Source organism: Citrobacter sp. LJND-P06, from assembly GCF_058188415.1.
On record NZ_CP187317.1, the window covers coordinates 4,506,518 to 4,524,909 of the forward strand.

General features: G+C 51.8%; 14 protein-coding genes, 2 tRNA genes and 3 rRNA genes. 5 read left to right on the plus strand and 14 right to left on the minus strand.

From position 1 onward, the window contains the following. Positions 1–10 precede the first annotated feature (10 nt). Positions 11–346, minus strand: coding sequence for a hypothetical protein (locus tag ACO7SM_RS21195; RefSeq protein ID WP_490471013.1), 336 nt, complete (start codon positions 344–346; stop codon positions 11–13). Here ACO7SM_RS21195 and yihG point away from each other — a divergent pair. Next, positions 240–1,094, plus strand: a complete 855-nt coding sequence (yihG, locus tag ACO7SM_RS21200) for a 1-acylglycerol-3-phosphate O-acyltransferase, YihG family (RefSeq protein WP_490470994.1) — start codon at positions 240–242, stop codon at positions 1,092–1,094. The two genes, ACO7SM_RS21195 and yihG, sit on opposite strands and share 107 nt — an antisense overlap. Positions 1,095–1,106: 12 nt before the next feature. On the opposite strand, the gene dsbA is transcribed toward yihG, so the two are convergent. From dsbA to ACO7SM_RS21215, 3 genes are all read right to left on the minus strand, one after another. Beyond that, positions 1,107–1,730, minus strand: coding sequence for a thiol:disulfide interchange protein DsbA (dsbA, locus tag ACO7SM_RS21205; RefSeq protein ID WP_490469117.1), 624 nt, complete (start codon positions 1,728–1,730; stop codon positions 1,107–1,109). Positions 1,731–1,755: 25 nt separating this feature from the next. Next, positions 1,756–2,742, minus strand: a complete 987-nt coding sequence (locus ACO7SM_RS21210) for a serine/threonine protein kinase (protein ID WP_490469118.1) — start codon at positions 2,740–2,742, stop codon at positions 1,756–1,758. Between the two features lie 76 nt (positions 2,743–2,818). Next, positions 2,819–3,088, minus strand: a complete 270-nt coding sequence (locus ACO7SM_RS21215) for a YihD family protein (RefSeq protein WP_042325406.1) — start codon at positions 3,086–3,088, stop codon at positions 2,819–2,821. 69 nt (positions 3,089–3,157) lie between these two features. Between ACO7SM_RS21215 and mobA the strand changes: the two genes are divergently transcribed. Together mobA and mobB are read left to right on the plus strand one after the other, a co-directional pair. Then, positions 3,158–3,742, plus strand: coding sequence for a molybdenum cofactor guanylyltransferase MobA (gene mobA / locus ACO7SM_RS21220; RefSeq protein ID WP_490469119.1), 585 nt, complete (start codon positions 3,158–3,160; stop codon positions 3,740–3,742). Further along, positions 3,724–4,245, plus strand: coding sequence for a molybdopterin-guanine dinucleotide biosynthesis protein MobB (gene mobB, locus ACO7SM_RS21225; protein ID WP_490469120.1), 522 nt, complete (start codon positions 3,724–3,726; stop codon positions 4,243–4,245). The genes mobA and mobB overlap by 19 nt, the downstream gene beginning before the upstream one ends. A 141-nt stretch (positions 4,246–4,386) precedes the next feature. Here the strand turns inward: mobB and rrf are convergent. The 9 genes from rrf to pepQ all read right to left on the minus strand — a co-directional run bounded on the left by rrf (position 4,387) and on the right by pepQ (position 13,957). Further along, positions 4,387–4,502 (minus strand): 5S ribosomal RNA (rrf, locus tag ACO7SM_RS21230). Positions 4,503–4,600: 98 nt separating this feature from the next. Further along, positions 4,601–7,508: ribosomal RNA gene (locus tag ACO7SM_RS21235) — 23S ribosomal RNA — on the minus strand. A gap of 206 nt (positions 7,509–7,714) precedes the next feature. Continuing rightward, positions 7,715–7,790: transfer RNA gene (locus tag ACO7SM_RS21240), tRNA-Ala, on the minus strand. Positions 7,791–7,900: 110 nt separating this feature from the next. Beyond that, positions 7,901–7,977 (minus strand) — tRNA-Ile (locus ACO7SM_RS21245). 70 nt (positions 7,978–8,047) lie between these two features. Further along, a 16S ribosomal RNA gene (locus tag ACO7SM_RS21250) occupies positions 8,048–9,589 on the minus strand. The 16S, 23S and 5S rRNA genes sit together here with 2 tRNA genes alongside, the layout of an rRNA operon. Positions 9,590–9,965: 376 nt before the next feature. Next, on the minus strand, positions 9,966–10,511 hold the full coding sequence (hemG, locus tag ACO7SM_RS21255; RefSeq protein WP_490469121.1) for a menaquinone-dependent protoporphyrinogen IX dehydrogenase: 546 nt from the start codon (positions 10,509–10,511) through the stop codon (positions 9,966–9,968). Positions 10,512–10,522: 11 nt separating this feature from the next. Next, a complete protein-coding gene (gene trkH, locus ACO7SM_RS21260; protein WP_203359433.1) occupies positions 10,523–11,974 on the minus strand; it encodes a Trk system potassium transporter TrkH in 1,452 nt (483 codons plus the stop codon). Positions 11,975–12,011: 37 nt separating this feature from the next. Then, on the minus strand, positions 12,012–12,626 hold the full coding sequence (locus ACO7SM_RS21265) for an IMPACT family protein (RefSeq protein WP_490469122.1): 615 nt from the start codon (positions 12,624–12,626) through the stop codon (positions 12,012–12,014). Further along, entirely contained in the window at positions 12,626–13,957 is a 1,332-nt protein-coding gene (gene pepQ / locus ACO7SM_RS21270) for a Xaa-Pro dipeptidase (protein WP_490469123.1), read from the minus strand. Before pepQ ends, ACO7SM_RS21265 begins: the two co-directional genes overlap by 1 nt. A 186-nt stretch (positions 13,958–14,143) precedes the next feature. Between pepQ and fadB the strand changes: the two genes are divergently transcribed. Together fadB and fadA are read left to right on the plus strand one after the other, a co-directional pair. Further along, the gene (gene fadB / locus ACO7SM_RS21275) at positions 14,144–16,333 is read left to right on the plus strand and encodes a fatty acid oxidation complex subunit alpha FadB (protein WP_490469124.1); all 2,190 of its coding nucleotides are present in this window, start codon (positions 14,144–14,146) and stop codon (positions 16,331–16,333) included. A 9-nt stretch (positions 16,334–16,342) separates the two neighbouring features. Continuing rightward, on the plus strand, positions 16,343–17,506 hold the full coding sequence (gene fadA / locus ACO7SM_RS21280) for an acetyl-CoA C-acyltransferase FadA (RefSeq protein WP_490469125.1): 1,164 nt from the start codon (positions 16,343–16,345) through the stop codon (positions 17,504–17,506). A 167-nt stretch (positions 17,507–17,673) separates the two neighbouring features. Here fadA and fre read toward each other — a convergent pair whose 3' ends face one another. Next, complete coding sequence (gene fre, locus ACO7SM_RS21285; protein WP_490469126.1) at positions 17,674–18,375, minus strand: NAD(P)H-flavin reductase; 702 nt, start codon at positions 18,373–18,375, stop codon at positions 17,674–17,676. Between the last annotated feature and the right edge of the window lie 17 nt (positions 18,376–18,392).

Consider the following 18,392-nt stretch of genomic DNA (forward strand, 5'->3'; position numbering starts at 1 on the left):
TTTCATTATGTTAGGCACAAACCTGAAAATTTATTCTTAAAATGATGCCGATATCTGGATGTGGATAGATATAGTTAACTTTTCTATTTCGCGAAGACCCATTATTTGGTCCGTTTTCTGATAAAATCTGCCCCTTGCGTGTCTTTAACGCACTATTTATGGCTAACCTTTTGAATAATTTAATTATGACGAGAATACTCGCTGCGATAACACTTTTGCTGAGTATCGTATTGACCATTTTGGTTACGATTTTATGTTCTGTACCGATAATCATCGCCGGAATCGTGAAACTCCTTTTGCCCATTCCTTTCGTCTGGCGCAAGGTTTCCGTCTTCTGCAATTTCATGATGTTTTGCTGGTGTGAAGGCCTCGCGCTGCTCCTGCACCTCAACCCATGGCTAAAGTGGGACGTAGAAGGGTTGGAGGGGCTGAACAAGAAAAACTGGTATCTGCTCATTTGTAATCATTACAGCTGGGCAGATATTGTTGTGCTTTGCGTCCTGTTCCGTAAGCACATCCCGATGAATAAATATTTTCTCAAACAGCAACTGGCCTGGGTACCGTTTATCGGCCTGGCATGCTGGGCGCTGGATATGCCCTTTATGAAGCGTTACTCACGCAGCTATCTGCTGCGTCACCCTGAGCAGCGTGGCAAGGATGTGGAAACCACCCGACGCTCCTGCGAGAAGTTTCGCGCGCATCCAACGACCATTGTGAATTTCGTCGAGGGCTCACGGTTTACCGATGAGAAGCACCAGCAGACGCGATCACCCTACAAAAACTTGTTGCCTCCCAAAGCGGCGGGGATTGCTATGGCGTTGAACGTCCTGGGATCGCAATTTGATAAGTTGCTCAATGTCACGCTGTGCTATCCGGAAAACAGCCGTCGTCCCTTCTACGACATGTTGAGCGGTAAACTGACCCGTATCGTCGTACGTGTAAACCTCGAGCCTGTACAGGAAGAATTGCACGGGGATTATGTTAATGACAAAGGATTTAAACGCCGCTTTCAGCTTTGGTTGAATACGCTGTGGGTTCAGAAAGACGAACTAATAGAAGAGATTAAGACATCAAATAAAAACGCCGGTCAGTAACCGGCGTTTTCGTTATTTCTTTTCAACCAGGTGTTTTACAGTATCAGCGTACTGTTGCACGAAGATATCCATGCTGCTGGTATCCATCCCTTGCGGGTTAATCTGATATTTACCGTTGACGAACATCGCCGGTACACCCTGAAGCTGCAGGTCAGCAGCGGCTTTTTCCTGCTGGGCAACCAGTGATTTCACGACAAAGCTGTTCCATGCCGCATCGTAATCTTCACCTTTGATCCCCGCATCAACGAAGACTTTGCGAATGTCCGCGACAGACTGGACGGTCTGCAGTTTCTGCACACCTTCAAACATCGGAACGGTGATTTTGTCTTCCACACCCAGCGCCATCGCAACGGCCCATGCTTGCGTCAGATCCTTGCCCAACGGCCCCAGGAACTCAACGTGGTATTTGGTCATTTTCACGCCTTCCGGCAGTTTTTTCTTCACGTTTTCAGAAACATGAAGAACCTCTTCAAACTGATAGCAATGCGGGCAGTAGAACGAGAAAAACTCTAAAACCTGAGGCTCGCCAGCGATCGGCTTTTCCAGCGTGATGTATTGTTTGCCATCACTGAACTGCGCTGCCGATGCGCTAAATGCTAAAATCATACCAGCCAGCGCCAGCCAAATCTTTTTCATGTAATCTCTCTCCTGATGTGTTCGATTAATACATTGGCGTTAATTGTAAAGGGGGTTCCTGCAGCGTTTTTGTCTGCGCGATAAACGTCGCCGTTTGCTGCAGCCAGTAATCTTCCCCAGTGAGCCATGGGAAGTTTTTGGGAAATGCAGGATCAGCCCAACGACGCATAAGCCAGGCAAGATAATAAACTAAACGCATGGCGCGTAAAGGTTCAATCAGTCCGAGTTCAGAGGTATCAAATTCACTCACCTCTTCATAAGCCTCAATGATCGTCTCAAGTTGCATCCGCTGCTCTGCTTTATCGCCATTGAGCAACATCCAGAGATCCTGCACGGCAGGCCCATTGCGGGCATCGTCTAAGTCGACAAACAGTGGGCCGTCACGCCACAGAATATTCCCTGCATGGCAATCGCCATGTAAGCGTAGCGTGTCAAAACGGGTATGCCATCTTTCGGTAACAGCAGAAATGAGTCCATCGGTTGCTTTCAGAAAAGCGCCCCTCAGGCCTGAGGGTATCAGCGGCGCATCTTCGAACAACTTACGGGGTTCGAAGAGATATTCTTCGAGGCCGATTGTCGGTCGGGAGGCAAAAGGACGTTTACGTCCGGTCTGGTGCAAGCGGCCAAGATAGCGCCCTACGGCTTCCATTTGATCAATATTGTCGGCTTCAAACTGCCTGCCGCCGACACTGGGAAAGATGGCATAGTGGAACCCTTCGTGGTTTAACAACGTCTGGTCGTTAAACACAATGGGGGCCGCCACCGGAACCTCGTCATTGACCAATTCTAATGCAAACTGGTGTTCTTCCAGTATTTGATCCACAGACCAACGCTCAGGACGGTAAAATTTAACGACATAACGTCGACGATCTTCGTCCTGAAATTGATAGACGCGGTTTTCATAACTGTTGAGCGGAGTAAGACCGGAATCCACCCGGATCCCCTGCTCAAACAGTGCATCCACGATGGTATCCGGGTGTAGTGTCTGGAAAGTAAAAGCGCTGTCGTTCATCCCATCATCCGGAAAATACTACGAATAGTTCAGGATATCATTTCATAACGCTTTTCGTGGAGTCACTTACAAGGTTTTACTCTTTAATAACACCACGTGCACGCAATAACGCCGTTTTGAAATCTTCTTCATAGTCTTTTTGAATCCCAGGGATCACGGCATCTTTTGCTGAGTCACGCATTTTCAGGTGATAGATCAGAATGTCGTCAGTTAAATCCGCAAGCTCACCGTCAAAACCTGACTCTTTCGCCAGTTTCTGCAAAAATTGCATCAGGTTAAGATCGGGTTCTTTCTGCCAGGCTGGTTGCAGGAGTTCGATAACTTCATTCAGGCGTTTACATTTCATGGTTGTGCTCCTTACTCTTGATATAGATACGTTAGCAGGGTCAATCCCACAATAAAAGAGGCGATATCAGTGAATCTGGATAGTGCAATAACGGGGGTTGTACTGGCGGGAGGTAAAGCTCGCCGAATGGGCGGGGCCGACAAAGGTTTACTTGAACTGGACGGCAAACCTCTCTGGAAACACGTTGCCGATAATCTTTTATCGCAGCTTGAAACTGTTGTGGTTAATGCCAATCGTCATCAAAATATTTACCAAAAAAGTGGTCTGAGAGTGATCCCCGATTCACTTGCAGATTTTCCGGGTCCATTGGCGGGTATGCTTTCCGTTTTTCTGCAGGAAAAAGGCGACTGGTTTCTGTTTTGTCCCTGTGACACACCGTATATTCCTCGCGATCTGGTTGCGCGTTTAAAGGCCCAACGCAACGATTCAGCCGTAGTATGGGTTCATGATGGCGAGCGGGATCACCCAACTATCGCTTTAGTAAACCGCTCAGTACAACCTTTACTACAGGATTACCTTCAGTCCGGCGAGCGTCGAGTCATGGTCTTTATGCGTCTTGCCGGTGGACATGCCGTTGATTTTAGTGACCAAAAAGACGCATTTATTAATGTGAATACCCCTGAAGAACTTGCCAGATGGCAGGAGAAACAATGATCCCTCTACTTGCCATTGCCGCATGGAGCGGTACGGGAAAAACCACGCTGCTCAAAAAATTGATTCCGGAACTGTGCGTCAGAGGAATTCGTCCAGGACTGATTAAGCACACTCACCACAATATGGATGTCGACAAACCCGGTAAGGACAGCTATGAGCTACGCAAAGCGGGCGCTGCACAAACGCTGGTTGCCAGCCAACAGCGTTGGGCGCTCATGACGGAAACGCCGGAAGAAGAGGAACTGGATCTCGACTTTCTGGCCAGCAGAATGGATGCCTCAAAGTTGGATTTGATTCTGGTAGAAGGATTCAAGCATGAGGACATTGCGAAGATCGTGTTGTTTCGCGAGGAAACCGGGCGCAGTCAGGAAGAGCTGGTGATTGATGCACATGTGATTGCCGTCGCCAGCGATGTGCCATTGAGGGTTGATGTTCCGCAATTAGATATCAATGATGTCGAACAACTCACTGATTTTATTGAGCAATGGATGCGGAATTTATGAGCCGTGTCATTTGGATTGCCTGATGGCGGCTTCGCTTATCCTACCTGTAGGCCTGATAAGCGCAGCGCCATCAGGCATTTTCCGCAAACCGCAGACGCAAAAAAGCCCATCCGTCAGGATGGGCTTTTTTGCTTATTTGATGCCTGGCAGTTCCCTACTCTCGCATGGGGAAACCCCACACTACCATCGGCGCTACGGCGTTTCACTTCTGAGTTCGGCATGGGGTCAGGTGGGACCACCGCGCTACAGCCGCCAGGCAAATTCTGTTTATTAACATGTCCTTTGAACACATTAATTCAATCTGTATCAAGCTGATATTGATGTCTTTCTTCCACCAAAACACCTTTGGCGTTGTAAGGTTAAGCCTCACGGTTCATTAGTATCGGTTAGCTCAATGTATCGCTACACTTACACACCCGACCTATCAACGTCGTAGTCTTCAACGTTCCTTCAGGAGACTTATTGTCTCAGGGAGAACTCATCTCGGGGCAAGTTTCGTGCTTAGATGCTTTCAGCACTTATCTCTTCCGCATTTAGCTACCGGGCAATGCCATTGGCATGACAACCCGAACACCAGTGATGCGTCCACTCCGGTCCTCTCGTACTAGGAGCAGCCCCCCTCAATTCTCCAGCGCCCACGGCAGATAGGGACCGAACTGTCTCACGACGTTCTAAACCCAGCTCGCGTACCACTTTAAATGGCGAACAGCCATACCCTTGGGACCTACTTCAGCCCCAGGATGTGATGAGCCGACATCGAGGTGCCAAACACCGCCGTCGATATGAACTCTTGGGCGGTATCAGCCTGTTATCCCCGGAGTACCTTTTATCCGTTGAGCGATGGCCCTTCCATTCAGAACCACCGGATCACTAAGACCTGCTTTCGCACCTGCTCGAGCCGTCACTCTCGCAGTCAAGCTAGCTTATGCCTTTGCACTAACCTCCTGATGTCCGACCAGGATTAGCTAACCTTCGTGCTCCTCCGTTACTCTTTAGGAGGAGACCGCCCCAGTCAAACTACCCACCAGACACTGTCCGCAACCCGGATCACGGGTCTACGTTAGAACACCAGCCATTAAAGGGTGGTATTTCAAGGTTGGCTCCATGCAGACTGGCGTCCACACTTCAAAGCCTCCCACCTATCCTACACATCAAGGACCAGTGTTCAGTGTCAAGCTATAGTAAAGGTTCACGGGGTCTTTCCGTCTTGCCGCGGGTACACTGCATCTTCACAGCGAGTTCAATTTCACTGAGTCTCGGGTGGAGACAGCCTGGCCATCATTACGCCATTCGTGCAGGTCGGAACTTACCCGACAAGGAATTTCGCTACCTTAGGACCGTTATAGTTACGGCCGCCGTTTACCGGGGCTTCGATCAAGAGCTTCTCCCTAAGGATAACCCCATCAATTAACCTTCCGGCACCGGGCAGGCGTCACACCGTATACGTCCACTTTCGTGTTTGCACAGTGCTGTGTTTTTAATAAACAGTTGCAGCCAGCTGGTATCTTCGACTGATTTCAGCTCCACGAGCAAGTCGCTTCACCTACATATCAGCGTGCCTTCTCCCGAAGTTACGGCACCATTTTGCCTAGTTCCTTCACCCGAGTTCTCTCAAGCGCCTTGGTATTCTCTACCTGACCACCTGTGTCGGTTTGGGGTACGATTTTGTGTTACCTGATGCTTAGAGGCTTTTCCTGGAAGCAGGGCATTTGTTACTTCAGCACCGTAGTGCCTCGTCATCACACCTCAGCGTTGATAAGCGTCCGGATTTACCTAAACGCTCCGCCTACATGCTTAAACCGGGACAACCGTCGCCCGGCCAACATAGCCTTCTCCGTCCCCCCTTCGCAGTAACACCAAGTACAGGAATATTAACCTGTTTCCCATCGACTACGCCTTTCGGCCTCGCCTTAGGGGTCGACTCACCCTGCCCCGATTAACGTTGGACAGGAACCCTTGGTCTTCCGGCGTGCGGGCTTTTCACCCGCATTATCGTTACTTATGTCAGCATTCGCACTTCTGATACCTCCAGCAACCCTCACAGGCCACCTTCAACGGCTTACAGAACGCTCCCCTACCCAACAACACATAGTGTCGCTGCCGCAGCTTCGGTGCACAGTTTAGCCCCGTTACATCTTCCGCGCAGGCCGACTCGACCAGTGAGCTATTACGCTTTCTTTAAATGATGGCTGCTTCTAAGCCAACATCCTGGCTGTCTGTGCCTTCCCACATCGTTTCCCACTTAACTGTGACTTTGGGACCTTAGCTGGCGGTCTGGGTTGTTTCCCTCTTCACGACGGACGTTAGCACCCGCCGTGTGTCTCCCGTGATAACATTCTTCGGTATTCGCAGTTTGCATCGGGTTGGTAAGTCGGGATGACCCCCTAGCCGAAACAGTGCTCTACCCCCGAAGATGAGTTCACGAGGCGCTACCTAAATAGCTTTCGGGGAGAACCAGCTATCTCCCGGTTTGATTGGCCTTTCACCCCCAGCCACAAGTCATCCGCTAATTTTTCAACATTAGTCGGTTCGGTCCTCCAGTTAGTGTTACCCAACCTTCAACCTGCCCATGGCTAGATCACCGGGTTTCGGGTCTATACCCTGCAACTTAACGCCCAGTTAAGACTCGGTTTCCCTTCGGCTCCCCTATTCGGTTAACCTTGCTACAGAATATAAGTCGCTGACCCATTATACAAAAGGTACGCAGTCACCCCATTAAAGAGGCTCCCACTGCTTGTACGTACACGGTTTCAGGTTCTTTTTCACTCCCCTCGCCGGGGTTCTTTTCGCCTTTCCCTCACGGTACTGGTTCACTATCGGTCAGTCAGGAGTATTTAGCCTTGGAGGATGGTCCCCCCATATTCAGACAGGATACCACGTGTCCCGCCCTACTCTTCGAGTTCACAGCACATGCGATTTTGTGTACGGGGCTATCACCCTGTATCGCCGGACTTTCCAGACCGTTCCACTACCACACATGCTGATTCAGACTCTGGGCTGCTCCCCGTTCGCTCGCCGCTACTGGGGGAATCTCGGTTGATTTCTTTTCCTCGGGGTACTTAGATGTTTCAGTTCCCCCGGTTCGCTTCATTACGCTATGTATTCACGTAATGATAGTGTGTCGAAACACACTGGGTTTCCCCATTCGGAAATCGCCGGTTATAACGGTTCATATCACCTTACCGACGCTTATCGCAGATTAGCACGTCCTTCATCGCCTCTGACTGCCAGGGCATCCACCGTGTACGCTTAGTCGCTTAACCTCACAACCCGAAGGTGTTTCGTAAAACACATCGTGTTGCGAAAATTTGAGAGACTCGAACACACCGCTTATCTGTTCTTATTACGGAGAACAGACACAGTGTGTCGTTTCAATTTTCAGCTTGATCCAGATTTTTAAAGAGCAAAACTTCGCAGTGAACCTTTTCAGGTACACTCTGAAGTTTTCTTGTGTTTTTGCAGTAAGTAATGGTGGAGCTATGCGGGATCGAACCGCAGACCTCCTGCGTGCAAAGCAGGCGCTCTCCCAGCTGAGCTATAGCCCCATCACAAATGCTAAATCTCATTACCGGTAATTTATACTGAGACAAGGCGTGGAATGGCGAAGCATACTGAAGTATGCGAGTCGTTTCACAACGCAGTATCAGGATAAATTTGGTAGGCCTGAGTGGACTTGAACCACCGACCTCACCCTTATCAGGGGTGCGCTCTAACCACCTGAGCTACAAGCCTGCAGAGATTTCTTACTGCTAATTTTCATCAGACAATCTGTGTGAGCACTACAAAGGCAGGTTCTTTAAGGTAAGGAGGTGATCCAACCGCAGGTTCCCCTACGGTTACCTTGTTACGACTTCACCCCAGTCATGAATCACAAAGTGGTAAGCGCCCTCCCGAAGGTTAAGCTACCTACTTCTTTTGCAACCCACTCCCATGGTGTGACGGGCGGTGTGTACAAGGCCCGGGAACGTATTCACCGTGGCATTCTGATCCACGATTACTAGCGATTCCGACTTCACGGAGTCGAGTTGCAGACTCCGATCCGGACTACGACATACTTTATGAGGTCCGCTTGCTCTCGCGAGGTCGCTTCTCTTTGTATATGCCATTGTAGCACGTGTGTAGCCCTACTCGTAAGGGCCATGATGACTTGACGTCATCCCCACCTTCCTCCAGTTTATCACTGGCAGTCTCCTTTGAGTTCCCGGCCGAACCGCTGGCAACAAAGGATAAGGGTTGCGCTCGTTGCGGGACTTAACCCAACATTTCACAACACGAGCTGACGACAGCCATGCAGCACCTGTCTCACGGTTCCCGAAGGCACTAAAGCATCTCTGCTAAATTCCGTGGATGTCAAGAGTAGGTAAGGTTCTTCGCGTTGCATCGAATTAAACCACATGCTCCACCGCTTGTGCGGGCCCCCGTCAATTCATTTGAGTTTTAACCTTGCGGCCGTACTCCCCAGGCGGTCGACTTAACGCGTTAGCTCCGGAAGCCACTCCTCAAGGGAACAACCTCCAAGTCGACATCGTTTACGGCGTGGACTACCAGGGTATCTAATCCTGTTTGCTCCCCACGCTTTCGCACCTGAGCGTCAGTCTTTGTCCAGGGGGCCGCCTTCGCCACCGGTATTCCTCCAGATCTCTACGCATTTCACCGCTACACCTGGAATTCTACCCCCCTCTACAAGACTCTAGCCTGCCAGTTTCGGATGCAGTTCCCAGGTTGAGCCCGGGGATTTCACATCCGACTTGACAGACCGCCTGCGTGCGCTTTACGCCCAGTAATTCCGATTAACGCTTGCACCCTCCGTATTACCGCGGCTGCTGGCACGGAGTTAGCCGGTGCTTCTTCTGCGAGTAACGTCAATCAACACGGTTATTAACCGTATCGCCTTCCTCCTCGCTGAAAGTACTTTACAACCCGAAGGCCTTCTTCATACACGCGGCATGGCTGCATCAGGCTTGCGCCCATTGTGCAATATTCCCCACTGCTGCCTCCCGTAGGAGTCTGGACCGTGTCTCAGTTCCAGTGTGGCTGGTCATCCTCTCAGACCAGCTAGGGATCGTCGCCTAGGTGAGCCGTTACCCCACCTACTAGCTAATCCCATCTGGGCACATCCGATGGCAAGAGGCCCGAAGGTCCCCCTCTTTGGTCTTGCGACGTTATGCGGTATTAGCTACCGTTTCCAGTAGTTATCCCCCTCCATCGGGCAGTTTCCCAGACATTACTCACCCGTCCGCCACTCGTCACCCAAGGAGCAAGCTCCTCTGTGCTACCGTTCGACTTGCATGTGTTAGGCCTGCCGCCAGCGTTCAATCTGAGCCATGATCAAACTCTTCAATTTAAGTTTGATGCTCGTGAATTAAACTTCGTAATGAATTACGTATGTTCACTCTTGAGACTTGGTATTCATTTTTCGTCTTGCGACGTTAAGAATCCGTATCTTCGAGTGCCCACACAGATTGTCTGATAAATTGTTAAAGAGCAGTGCCGCTTCGCTTTTTCTCAGCGGCGCGGGGTGTGCATATTACGCCATCCCGCTGCAGAGTCAAGCATTTATTTTTGCTTTCTCTGCCGGAGTTCTCAGTGGAACCCCGCTGACCCGGCGGCTTGCGTGCCGTTGTTCCGTGTCAGTGGAGGCGCATTATAGGGAGTTATTTCAGGCTGACAAGTGGAAATTTAAAATAATCTTCCGAGTGCTTATTTTTTATTCTTTACGCCTATTTTGACGACGAATTGCTGGTTAATTGCGCGATTTCACGGGCGAAGATCGCCACTTGTTCCCAGTCGGTATATACCACTTCTTTATTCGTGTCCGTTTCACCGCCTGACATCTTCATGATGAGCTTAATCATAATGCGGTCGTACCAGCGATAACGAGGATAACGAAGCGCCCCCGCAATCACCGCGCAACGATCGGGACGCCACGGCGAGTTCATCAGGAACTTGCGCGCATAGCTGTTTGTCTGCGGCGTTCGCTTTTCCGGCTTACGCGCAACAAGATTCACCGAATAGAACGCACTCGGCATTGCGTTCAATCTTGCAGAATGTGTCTTCACGAACTCCTGGAAAGCCGCATGATAATGACCGTAGCGAATAGACGCCCCAATCACCACGCGATCATAACTTTGCCAGTCCGGCTCCTCAGTACGATGAAGATTAACGACATCCGCCCAGATCCCCAGCTCTTTTAATTCAGAAGCCAAATACGAGGCAATCTCGCGCGTTTGTCCATCCCGGGTAGAGAAGAGAATGAGTGTTTTCACGTGTTACTCCATTATTCACGCCAGAAAGTGGGGGTAAACAGCACCAGCAAGGTGAAGACTTCCAGACGACCAAACAGCATATTGGCGATCAGGATCCATTTCGCAACAGGGTTCATGCTGGCAAAGTTGTCTGCAACGACACCAAGGCCTGGCCCCAGGTTGTTGAGCGTTGCGACAACAGAAGCAAAGGCAGAGAAGTCATCCACACCAGTGGCGATAATAGCCAGCATGCTGACGATAAAGACTAATGCATACGCGGAGAAGAAACCCCAGACGGCTTCGAGGATACGTTCCGGCAACGCACGGTTTCCTAACTTTATGCTGTACACCGCATTCGGGTGAACCAGTCGCTTCAGTTCGCGGTTCCCCTGCTTAAACAGCAACAGAATGCGGATCACCTTCAGGCCACCACCGGTAGATCCCGCACAGCCGCCGATAAAGGCAGAACACAACAGGAGAACAGGCAGAAAGAGCGGCCAGCGCGCAATACTGTCCGTTGTAAACCCAGCGGTTGTCGCCATCGACACCACCTGGAAAAAAGCCTGGTTCAGCGTCGTTAGCGCCGAGGCGTAGGTATTGTGGATCCATAGAACCAGGGTGCAGATGACCACCAGCGTCAACTGTACACCAATAAACATCCGAAACTCTGGGTCACGCCAGTAAACCTTCAGGCTGCGCCCGCTCAATAAAGAGAAGTGCAGGCCGTAGTTACAACCGGAGATCAGTAAGAAGATAGCAATAATGGTATTGATAGCAGGGCTGTCAAAATACCCCACGCTGGCATCATGCGTTGAAAAACCGCCAATGGCGATGGTGGCAAAGCTGTGCCCAATGGCATCAAAGGCGGGCATCCCCGCAAACCACAGCGCCAGCGCGCACGCCACGGTCAGTAACACATAAATCAGCCACAGGGTTTTTGCGGTTTCGGCAATGCGCGGGCGCATTTTGTTATCTTTCAACGGCCCTGGCATTTCTGCCCGATAAAGCTGCATTCCCCCAACGCCGAGGATAGGCAGAATGGCCACCGCCAGGACGATGATCCCCATACCGCCAAACCATTGCAGCATCTGACGATAAAAGAGAATGGCATGTGGCAGCGAATCAAGCCCCACCAGCGTGGTGGCGCCGGTTGTTGTCAACCCGGAAAAGGATTCAAAAAACGCATCAGTAATGGTGAGGTTCGGTTGCTCAGAGAAGATAAACGGTAGCGCACCCACACTACCCAGTACGGTCCAGAACAGAACCACGATGAGAAACCCTTCGCGGGATTTCAGCTCGCCTTTCTCCCGACGGTTTGGCCACCACAGTAAAGAACCAATTGCCAACGCGACAAAGAAAGTTTGGGTAAATGCCCGACCCGCCCCATCACGGTAGATCAACGCAACCAACCCTGGGAGAATCATTGTCCCCGAAAATAAGATGACCAGTAGTCCAACGATTCGGGTAATGGCGCGAAAATGCATCTCTGCCGCTTCCTTTGTTCTAAAAATGAGGTGGGGATTATTCTTCAATCGCTAATAATTGCAATGAACCACGGCTAAAATCTGCCAGTTTTGCTGTAAATTCATCCACTTTTGCATAAGGAAGCGCCACCCGTAACAGAACATATGCCTGATAATCGCTGGTAACGATCTTACCGGAAAACTGTCCCAGCAATGCTTCAATCCCGGTCAACTGACCATATTCACACTGCAAAGTATATTCGGTTAATGGCGTCTTGCGTTGCGTGGTTAACTGTCGCAGCGCCTGATTCACGCCGCCGCCATAGGCCTTCACCAGCCCCCCAGTACCCAGCAGAATACCGCCATAGTAGCGAACCACCACGGCGGTAATCTCACCGACACCGCTGCCCATTAATTGTGCGAGCATCGGTTTCCCTGCCGTGCCCGCCGGTTCGCCGTCATCCGAGAAACCCAGTTGCTGCGAGTCGTCCGGCGCACCCGCCACCCACGCCACACAGTGGTGGCGGGCCGCCGGGTGTTCCGCTTTGACAGATTCCACAAACGCTTTCGCCGCTTCTACGCCGTCCGTATGGGCCAGCAGCGTAATAAAGCGGCTCTTTTTGATCTCTTCAACAACAGTGACCGGCGATGCAGGGATTAACCAACTGTCCATTACGCCAGTTTCAAATCACGCGTCATGTTTTCAACGTTGTTTGCGTGGATAACCACGTTGTCTTCAATACGAATGCCGCCAAACGGTTTCAGCGCTTCGATTTTCTGCCAGTTGAAGTGTTTGCTGAATTGCCCTTCACGCCACGGCGCCAACAGTGACTCGATGAAATAAATCCCCGGCTCAATGGTTAATACCATTCCCGGCTCAAGCACACGAGTGCAACGCAAATAAGGGTATTTCGACGGCGCAGCGAGATGCGTTCCAGTATCATCCTGCATAAAACCGGCCACGTCATGTACCTGCAGCCCCAGCGGATGACCAATACCGTGCGGCATAAACGGCCCGGTAAGATTGTTTTCCACCATCGCCTCTTCGCTCATGTCGGTCACAAGCTGATGCTTACGTAACAGCTTCGCGATGCGCTGATGGAACTGAATGTGATAATCCACATAGCTGACGCCTGATTTCATCGTAGCAATCAACGCCAGTTGTTCGTCATTCACATCTTTAACCAGTTGAGCGTAGTCATTATCGCTGTTGGCAGACCAGGTACGGGTCAGGTCAGCCGCATAGCCGTTGTACTCCGCGCCGGCATCTAACAGGAAGCTGCGAATTTCAGACGGAGCCTGATGATCCAGCTTCGTGTAATGCAGGACTGACGCATGTTCGTTGAGCGCGACAATGTTGCTGTACGGTACATCCGTGTCACGATGCCCGGTCGCCGTCAGATAAGCCTGGTTGATGTCAAATTCGCTCATACCGGAACGGAAGGCTTCTTCTGCGGCACGGTGACCGTTCACCGCCATTTTCTGCGCTTCACGCATGCAGGCCAGTTCATAATCCGTTTTATAGGAACGGTAATAGTGCAGGTAGTCGAGCACCCCTTTCGGGTTGATGTTGTTGGCAGCAATATCCAGCTGTAATGCACGCTCTGGCACCGGGCCAATATAAGCAATGTTGCCGCGTGCGGCTGGCAACTGGCTACCAATGCCGTCGGCTTTTGGCAGCGCAATGATTTCAATGTCTTCGGTCCAGAAGGAGGTCGGCAGCGGCTCGACGTTGTGCCAGTAATCGACCGGCAGATAGAACCACAGTTTTGGCTTGTTTACGCCATCGACCAGCAACCAGCAATTGGGCACCTGCGTCACCGGCACCCAGGCTTTAAACTGCGGATTGACCTTGAACGGATACGGATGATCGTCGAGGAAGACGTTAATGAGCTCACCAGAGTGAATCAGTAACGCATCCAGCTTAAAGCGAGCCAGCGCATCACGAGTCCGTTCTTGCAAGGTAACAATATGATTTTTATAGAGTGCGGCCAGTGATTCCATTTTTTTCCCTTCTGTTTTTGACCTCAAGTCTTCGCATCTTAGCACATCGCATTGTGGCTGCGTGATTTCTGCCAAGCGTGATCAAATCGTCATTTTTTTAATCAGTCGTTTGCATTTTATTAACACAAAATACACACTCGCTTAATCTGGTATGACCAGATCACCTTGCAGATTCAGGAGACTGACATGCTTTACAAAGGCGACACCCTGTACCTCGACTGGCTGGAAAATGGCATTGCCGAACTGGTGTTCGATGCTCCAGGCTCGGTCAACAAACTCGACACCGCGACCGTCGCCAGCCTCGGCCAGGCGCTTGACGTGCTGGAAAAGCAAACAGATTTAAAAGGGCTGCTACTGCGTTCCAATAAAGCGGCCTTTATTGTCGGTGCAGATATCACCGAATTCCTTTCACTGTTTCTCGTTCCCGAAGAGCAGTTAAGCCAGTGGCTGCATTTTGCCAACAGCGTCTTTAACCGTCTGGAAGATTTACCTGTTCCCACCCTTTCCGCCGTCAACGGTTATGCGCTGGGCGGCGGCTGCGAATGCGTTCTGGCGACCGACTACCGCCTGGCGACGCCAGATCTGCGTATCGGTCTGCCAGAAACGAAGCTGGGGATCATGCCTGGCTTTGGCGGTTCCGTTCGTATGCCCCGTATGCTGGGCGCAGACAGCGCGCTGGAGATCATCGCGGCAGGTAAAGATGTCGGTGCTGAACAGGCACTGAAAATCGGTCTGGTCGATGGCGTGGTGAAGCCAGAGAAATTGATTGATGGCGCACTGGCGGTGCTACATCAGGCAATCAATGGTGACCTTGACTGGAAAGCCAAACGTCAGCCGAAGCTCGAGCCGCTGAAACTCAGCAAAATTGAAGCGGCAATGAGTTTTACCATCGCCAAAGGGATGGTCGCGCAAACCGCAGGTAAACATTACCCGGCGCCGCTCACGGCGGTGAAGACCATTGAAGCTGCTGCCCGTTTTGGTCGTGAAGAAGCATTAAAACTGGAAAACCAGAGTTTTGTCCCGCTGGCGCACACCAATGAAGCCCGCGCACTGGTCGGTATCTTCCTCAACGATCAGTTCGTTAAAGCCAAAGCGAAGACGCTCACCAAAGACGTTGAAACACCGAAGCAGGCTGCCGTACTGGGTGCCGGAATCATGGGTGGGGGGATCGCGTATCAGTCCGCCTGGAAAGGCGTACCGGTTATCATGAAAGATATCAGCGACAAATCACTCACCCTCGGTATGACCGAAGCCGCCAAGTTGCTGAACAAACAGCTTGAGCGCAGTAAGATCGACGGTCTGAAAATGGCGGGCGTGATTTCTACCATTCACCCAACGCTGAACTATGCCGGTTTTGAGCGCGTCGACGTGGTGGTGGAAGCGGTCGTTGAGAATCCGAAAGTGAAAAAAGCCGTACTGGCGGAGACGGAAGATAAAGTTCGTCCGGACACCGTACTGGCGTCGAATACGTCCACGATTCCCATTAGCGAACTGGCGAGCGTCCTGAAACGCCCGGAAAACTTCTGCGGCATGCACTTCTTTAACCCGGTTCACCGGATGCCGCTGGTTGAGATCATTCGCGGCGAGAAAAGTTCAGATGAAACCATCGCCAAAGTGGTGGCCTGGGCCAGCAAGATGGGCAAGACGCCGATTGTGGTGAACGACTGCCCTGGCTTCTTTGTTAACCGCGTACTGTTCCCGTATTTCGCAGGCTTCAGCCAGTTGCTGCGTGACGGCGCGGACTTCCGCAAAATTGACAAAGTGATGGAGAAACAGTTTGGTTGGCCAATGGGCCCGGCGTACCTGCTGGATGTCGTGGGCATTGATACCGCACACCACGCGCAGGCGGTGATGGCAGCAGGCTTCCCACAGCGTATGAAGAAAGACTATCGCGACGCTATCGATGCACTGTTTGAGACTGACCGTTTCGGTCAGAAAAACGGTCTGGGCTTCTGGCGCTATACAGAAGACAGCAAAGGTAAGCCGAAGAAAGAAGAAGACGCCACCGTGGACAATCTGTTGGCTGACGTCAGCAAAGCGAAGCGTGATTTCAGCGACGAAGAGATTATCGCCCGTATGATGATCCCGATGGTCAACGAAGTGGTGCGTTGCCTGGAAGAAGGCATCATTGCCAGCCCGGCAGAAGCCGATATGGCGCTGGTTTACGGTCTGGGCTTCCCTCCGTTCCACGGCGGCGCATTCCGCTGGCTGGACACGCTTGGCAGCGCAAAATATCTCGATATGGCGCAACAGTATCAGCATCTCGGCCCGATGTATGAAGTACCGGAAGGTCTGCGTAACAAAGCGCGCCATAACGAACCGTACTATCCCTCGGTTGAGCCTGCCCGTCCGGTTGGCGACCTGAAAACGGCTTAAGGAGTCACAATGGAACAGGTTGTAATTGTTGATGCGATCCGTACCCCGATGGGCCGTTCGAAAGGTGGTGCGTTTCGTCACGTGCGGGCAGAAGATCTCTCCGCCCACTTAATGCGTAGTCTTCTGGCGCGTAACCCCGCGCTGGAACCCGCCGCCCTTGACGATATTTATTGGGGTTGTGTACAGCAGACGCTGGAACAGGGCTTCAACATTGCCCGTAACGCCGCGCTGTTGGCGGAAGTGCCGCACTCTGTCCCTGCGGTGACCGTCAACCGTCTGTGTGGTTCATCAATGCAGGCATTGCATGACGCCGCGCGGATGATCATGACCGGCGATGCGCAGGCGTGCCTGATTGGCGGTGTGGAACATATGGGCCATGTGCCGATGAGTCACGGCGTCGATTTCCATCCCGGCTTAAGCCGCAATGTGGCGAAAGCCGCGGGCATGATGGGATTAACGGCAGAAATGCTCTCCCGCATGCACGGTATCAGCCGTGAAATGCAGGATGCCTTCGCTGCGCGTTCACACGCCCGCGCCTGGGCGGCCACGCAGTTCGGCGCCTTTAAAAACGAAATCGTCCCGACCAGCGGTCATGATGCCGACGGCGTGCTAAAGCAGTTTAACTACGATGAGGTTATCCGCCCGGAAACCACCGTCGAAGCATTGTCCACACTGCGACCCGCGTTTGATCCGGTCAGCGGTACGGTCACCGCAGGCACCTCCTCTGCCCTCTCCGACGGCGCTGCCGCCATGCTGGTGATGAGCGAAAGTCGTGCACGTGAGCTGGGTCTGAAACCGCGCGCGCGCATTCGCTCAATGGCCGTCGTGGGTTGTGACCCTTCAATCATGGGCTACGGCCCTGTGCCAGCCTCAAAACTGGCGCTGAAAAAAGCAGGGCTTTCGACCAGTGATATCGGTTTATTTGAGATGAACGAAGCGTTCGCCGCACAGATCCTGCCGTGTATTAAAGATCTGGGGCTGATGGAGCAGATCGACGAGAAGATCAACCTGAATGGCGGCGCGATCGCCCTGGGTCATCCGCTCGGTTGTTCTGGCGCACGTATCAGCACCACCCTGATAAACCTGATGGAACGCAAAGACGTCCAGTTTGGTCTGGCGACGATGTGTATCGGATTGGGTCAGGGGATCGCGACGGTGTTTGAGCGGGTTTAAGCAAGATAACGTAGGCCCAATAAGCAACGCGCCATCGGGCAAAATGCCGGGGCGCTTCGCTTGCCCGGCCTACAACCGTGTTATCTCAACGCCATTGGTGTCAATGGCGAAGAAAGAAAGTTTAGTTGCCGTTCTTCCCGCCTGTCAGGGGCGGGTTTTTTATTGCGTTAAATAAAAGCGAACGCATCACCAAACAGACGGTCTTCCCGCGCGCTGCGTTCGTTGCAGAACAGGTCGCGAGCGATTTTCGCCATCTCAAAACGTCCGGCGATGTAGATATCATGTCCAGCCAGCGTACCATGATCCTGTAAGACCGCAGTTAATACCGTTCCCGTGCGGCCACGCCATTGCGCTTCTGGTTGTTCAACCACCGGCTCAATACGCAGATGAGGATGATTGACCGCAAGCGCTTGCAGCTCAGAGAGATCGTAAAGATGCTTTTCTTCCCGACCGCCCCAATAAATAGTGACATCGCGTTGCGGGTTACGCGCCAGCGCAGTAAGCAGAATTGAACGCACGTAAGAGAATCCAGTTCCCCCGGCAATCAGGATCAGCGGACGCTCTTCATCATCACGTAGCCAGGCTTCACCGTGCGGCATATCCACCACGATTTCTCTGTCTTTCAGGATTCTGTCCATCACTGCCATGGCATACAGATTGAGTTCCGAGGCACCGATGTGCAACTCAATAAACCCTTGCTCATCCGGCGTGGATGCCATAGAAAACGGACGTTTGTCCCGCTCGTCCATTACCACCATCAAATACTGACCAGCGCGAAAAGAAAACGCTGCGTCTGGCACTAAACGTACGCGATATACGGTATCGGTGATAGCTTCTACCGAGGTCACTTTACAGCTTAAGGTTGTCATGCGCTCCCTCTGTCGGG

What these genes read in the sequence shown, in the direction of transcription:
- fadA (WP_490469125.1), top strand. Translation starts at nt 16,343, where the DNA reads ATGGAACAGGTTGTAATTGTTGATGCGATCCGTACCCCGATGGGCCGT.
- fre (WP_490469126.1), bottom strand. Translation starts at nt 18,375, where the DNA reads ATGACAACCTTAAGCTGTAAAGTGACCTCGGTAGAAGCTATCACCGAT.
- fadB (WP_490469124.1), top strand. Translation starts at nt 14,144, where the DNA reads ATGCTTTACAAAGGCGACACCCTGTACCTCGACTGGCTGGAAAATGGC.
- pepQ (WP_490469123.1), bottom strand. Translation starts at nt 13,957, where the DNA reads ATGGAATCACTGGCCGCACTCTATAAAAATCATATTGTTACCTTGCAA.
- mobB (WP_490469120.1), top strand. Translation starts at nt 3,724, where the DNA reads ATGGCAGGAGAAACAATGATCCCTCTACTTGCCATTGCCGCATGGAGC.
- trkH (WP_203359433.1), bottom strand. Translation starts at nt 11,974, where the DNA reads ATGCATTTTCGCGCCATTACCCGAATCGTTGGACTACTGGTCATCTTA.
- ACO7SM_RS21195 (WP_490471013.1), bottom strand. Translation starts at nt 346, where the DNA reads ATGAAATTGCAGAAGACGGAAACCTTGCGCCAGACGAAAGGAATGGGC.
- dsbA (WP_490469117.1), bottom strand. Translation starts at nt 1,730, where the DNA reads ATGAAAAAGATTTGGCTGGCGCTGGCTGGTATGATTTTAGCATTTAGC.
- ACO7SM_RS21210 (WP_490469118.1), bottom strand. Translation starts at nt 2,742, where the DNA reads ATGAACGACAGCGCTTTTACTTTCCAGACACTACACCCGGATACCATC.
- ACO7SM_RS21265 (WP_490469122.1), bottom strand. Translation starts at nt 12,626, where the DNA reads ATGGACAGTTGGTTAATCCCTGCATCGCCGGTCACTGTTGTTGAAGAG.
- ACO7SM_RS21215 (WP_042325406.1), bottom strand. Translation starts at nt 3,088, where the DNA reads ATGAAATGTAAACGCCTGAATGAAGTTATCGAACTCCTGCAACCAGCC.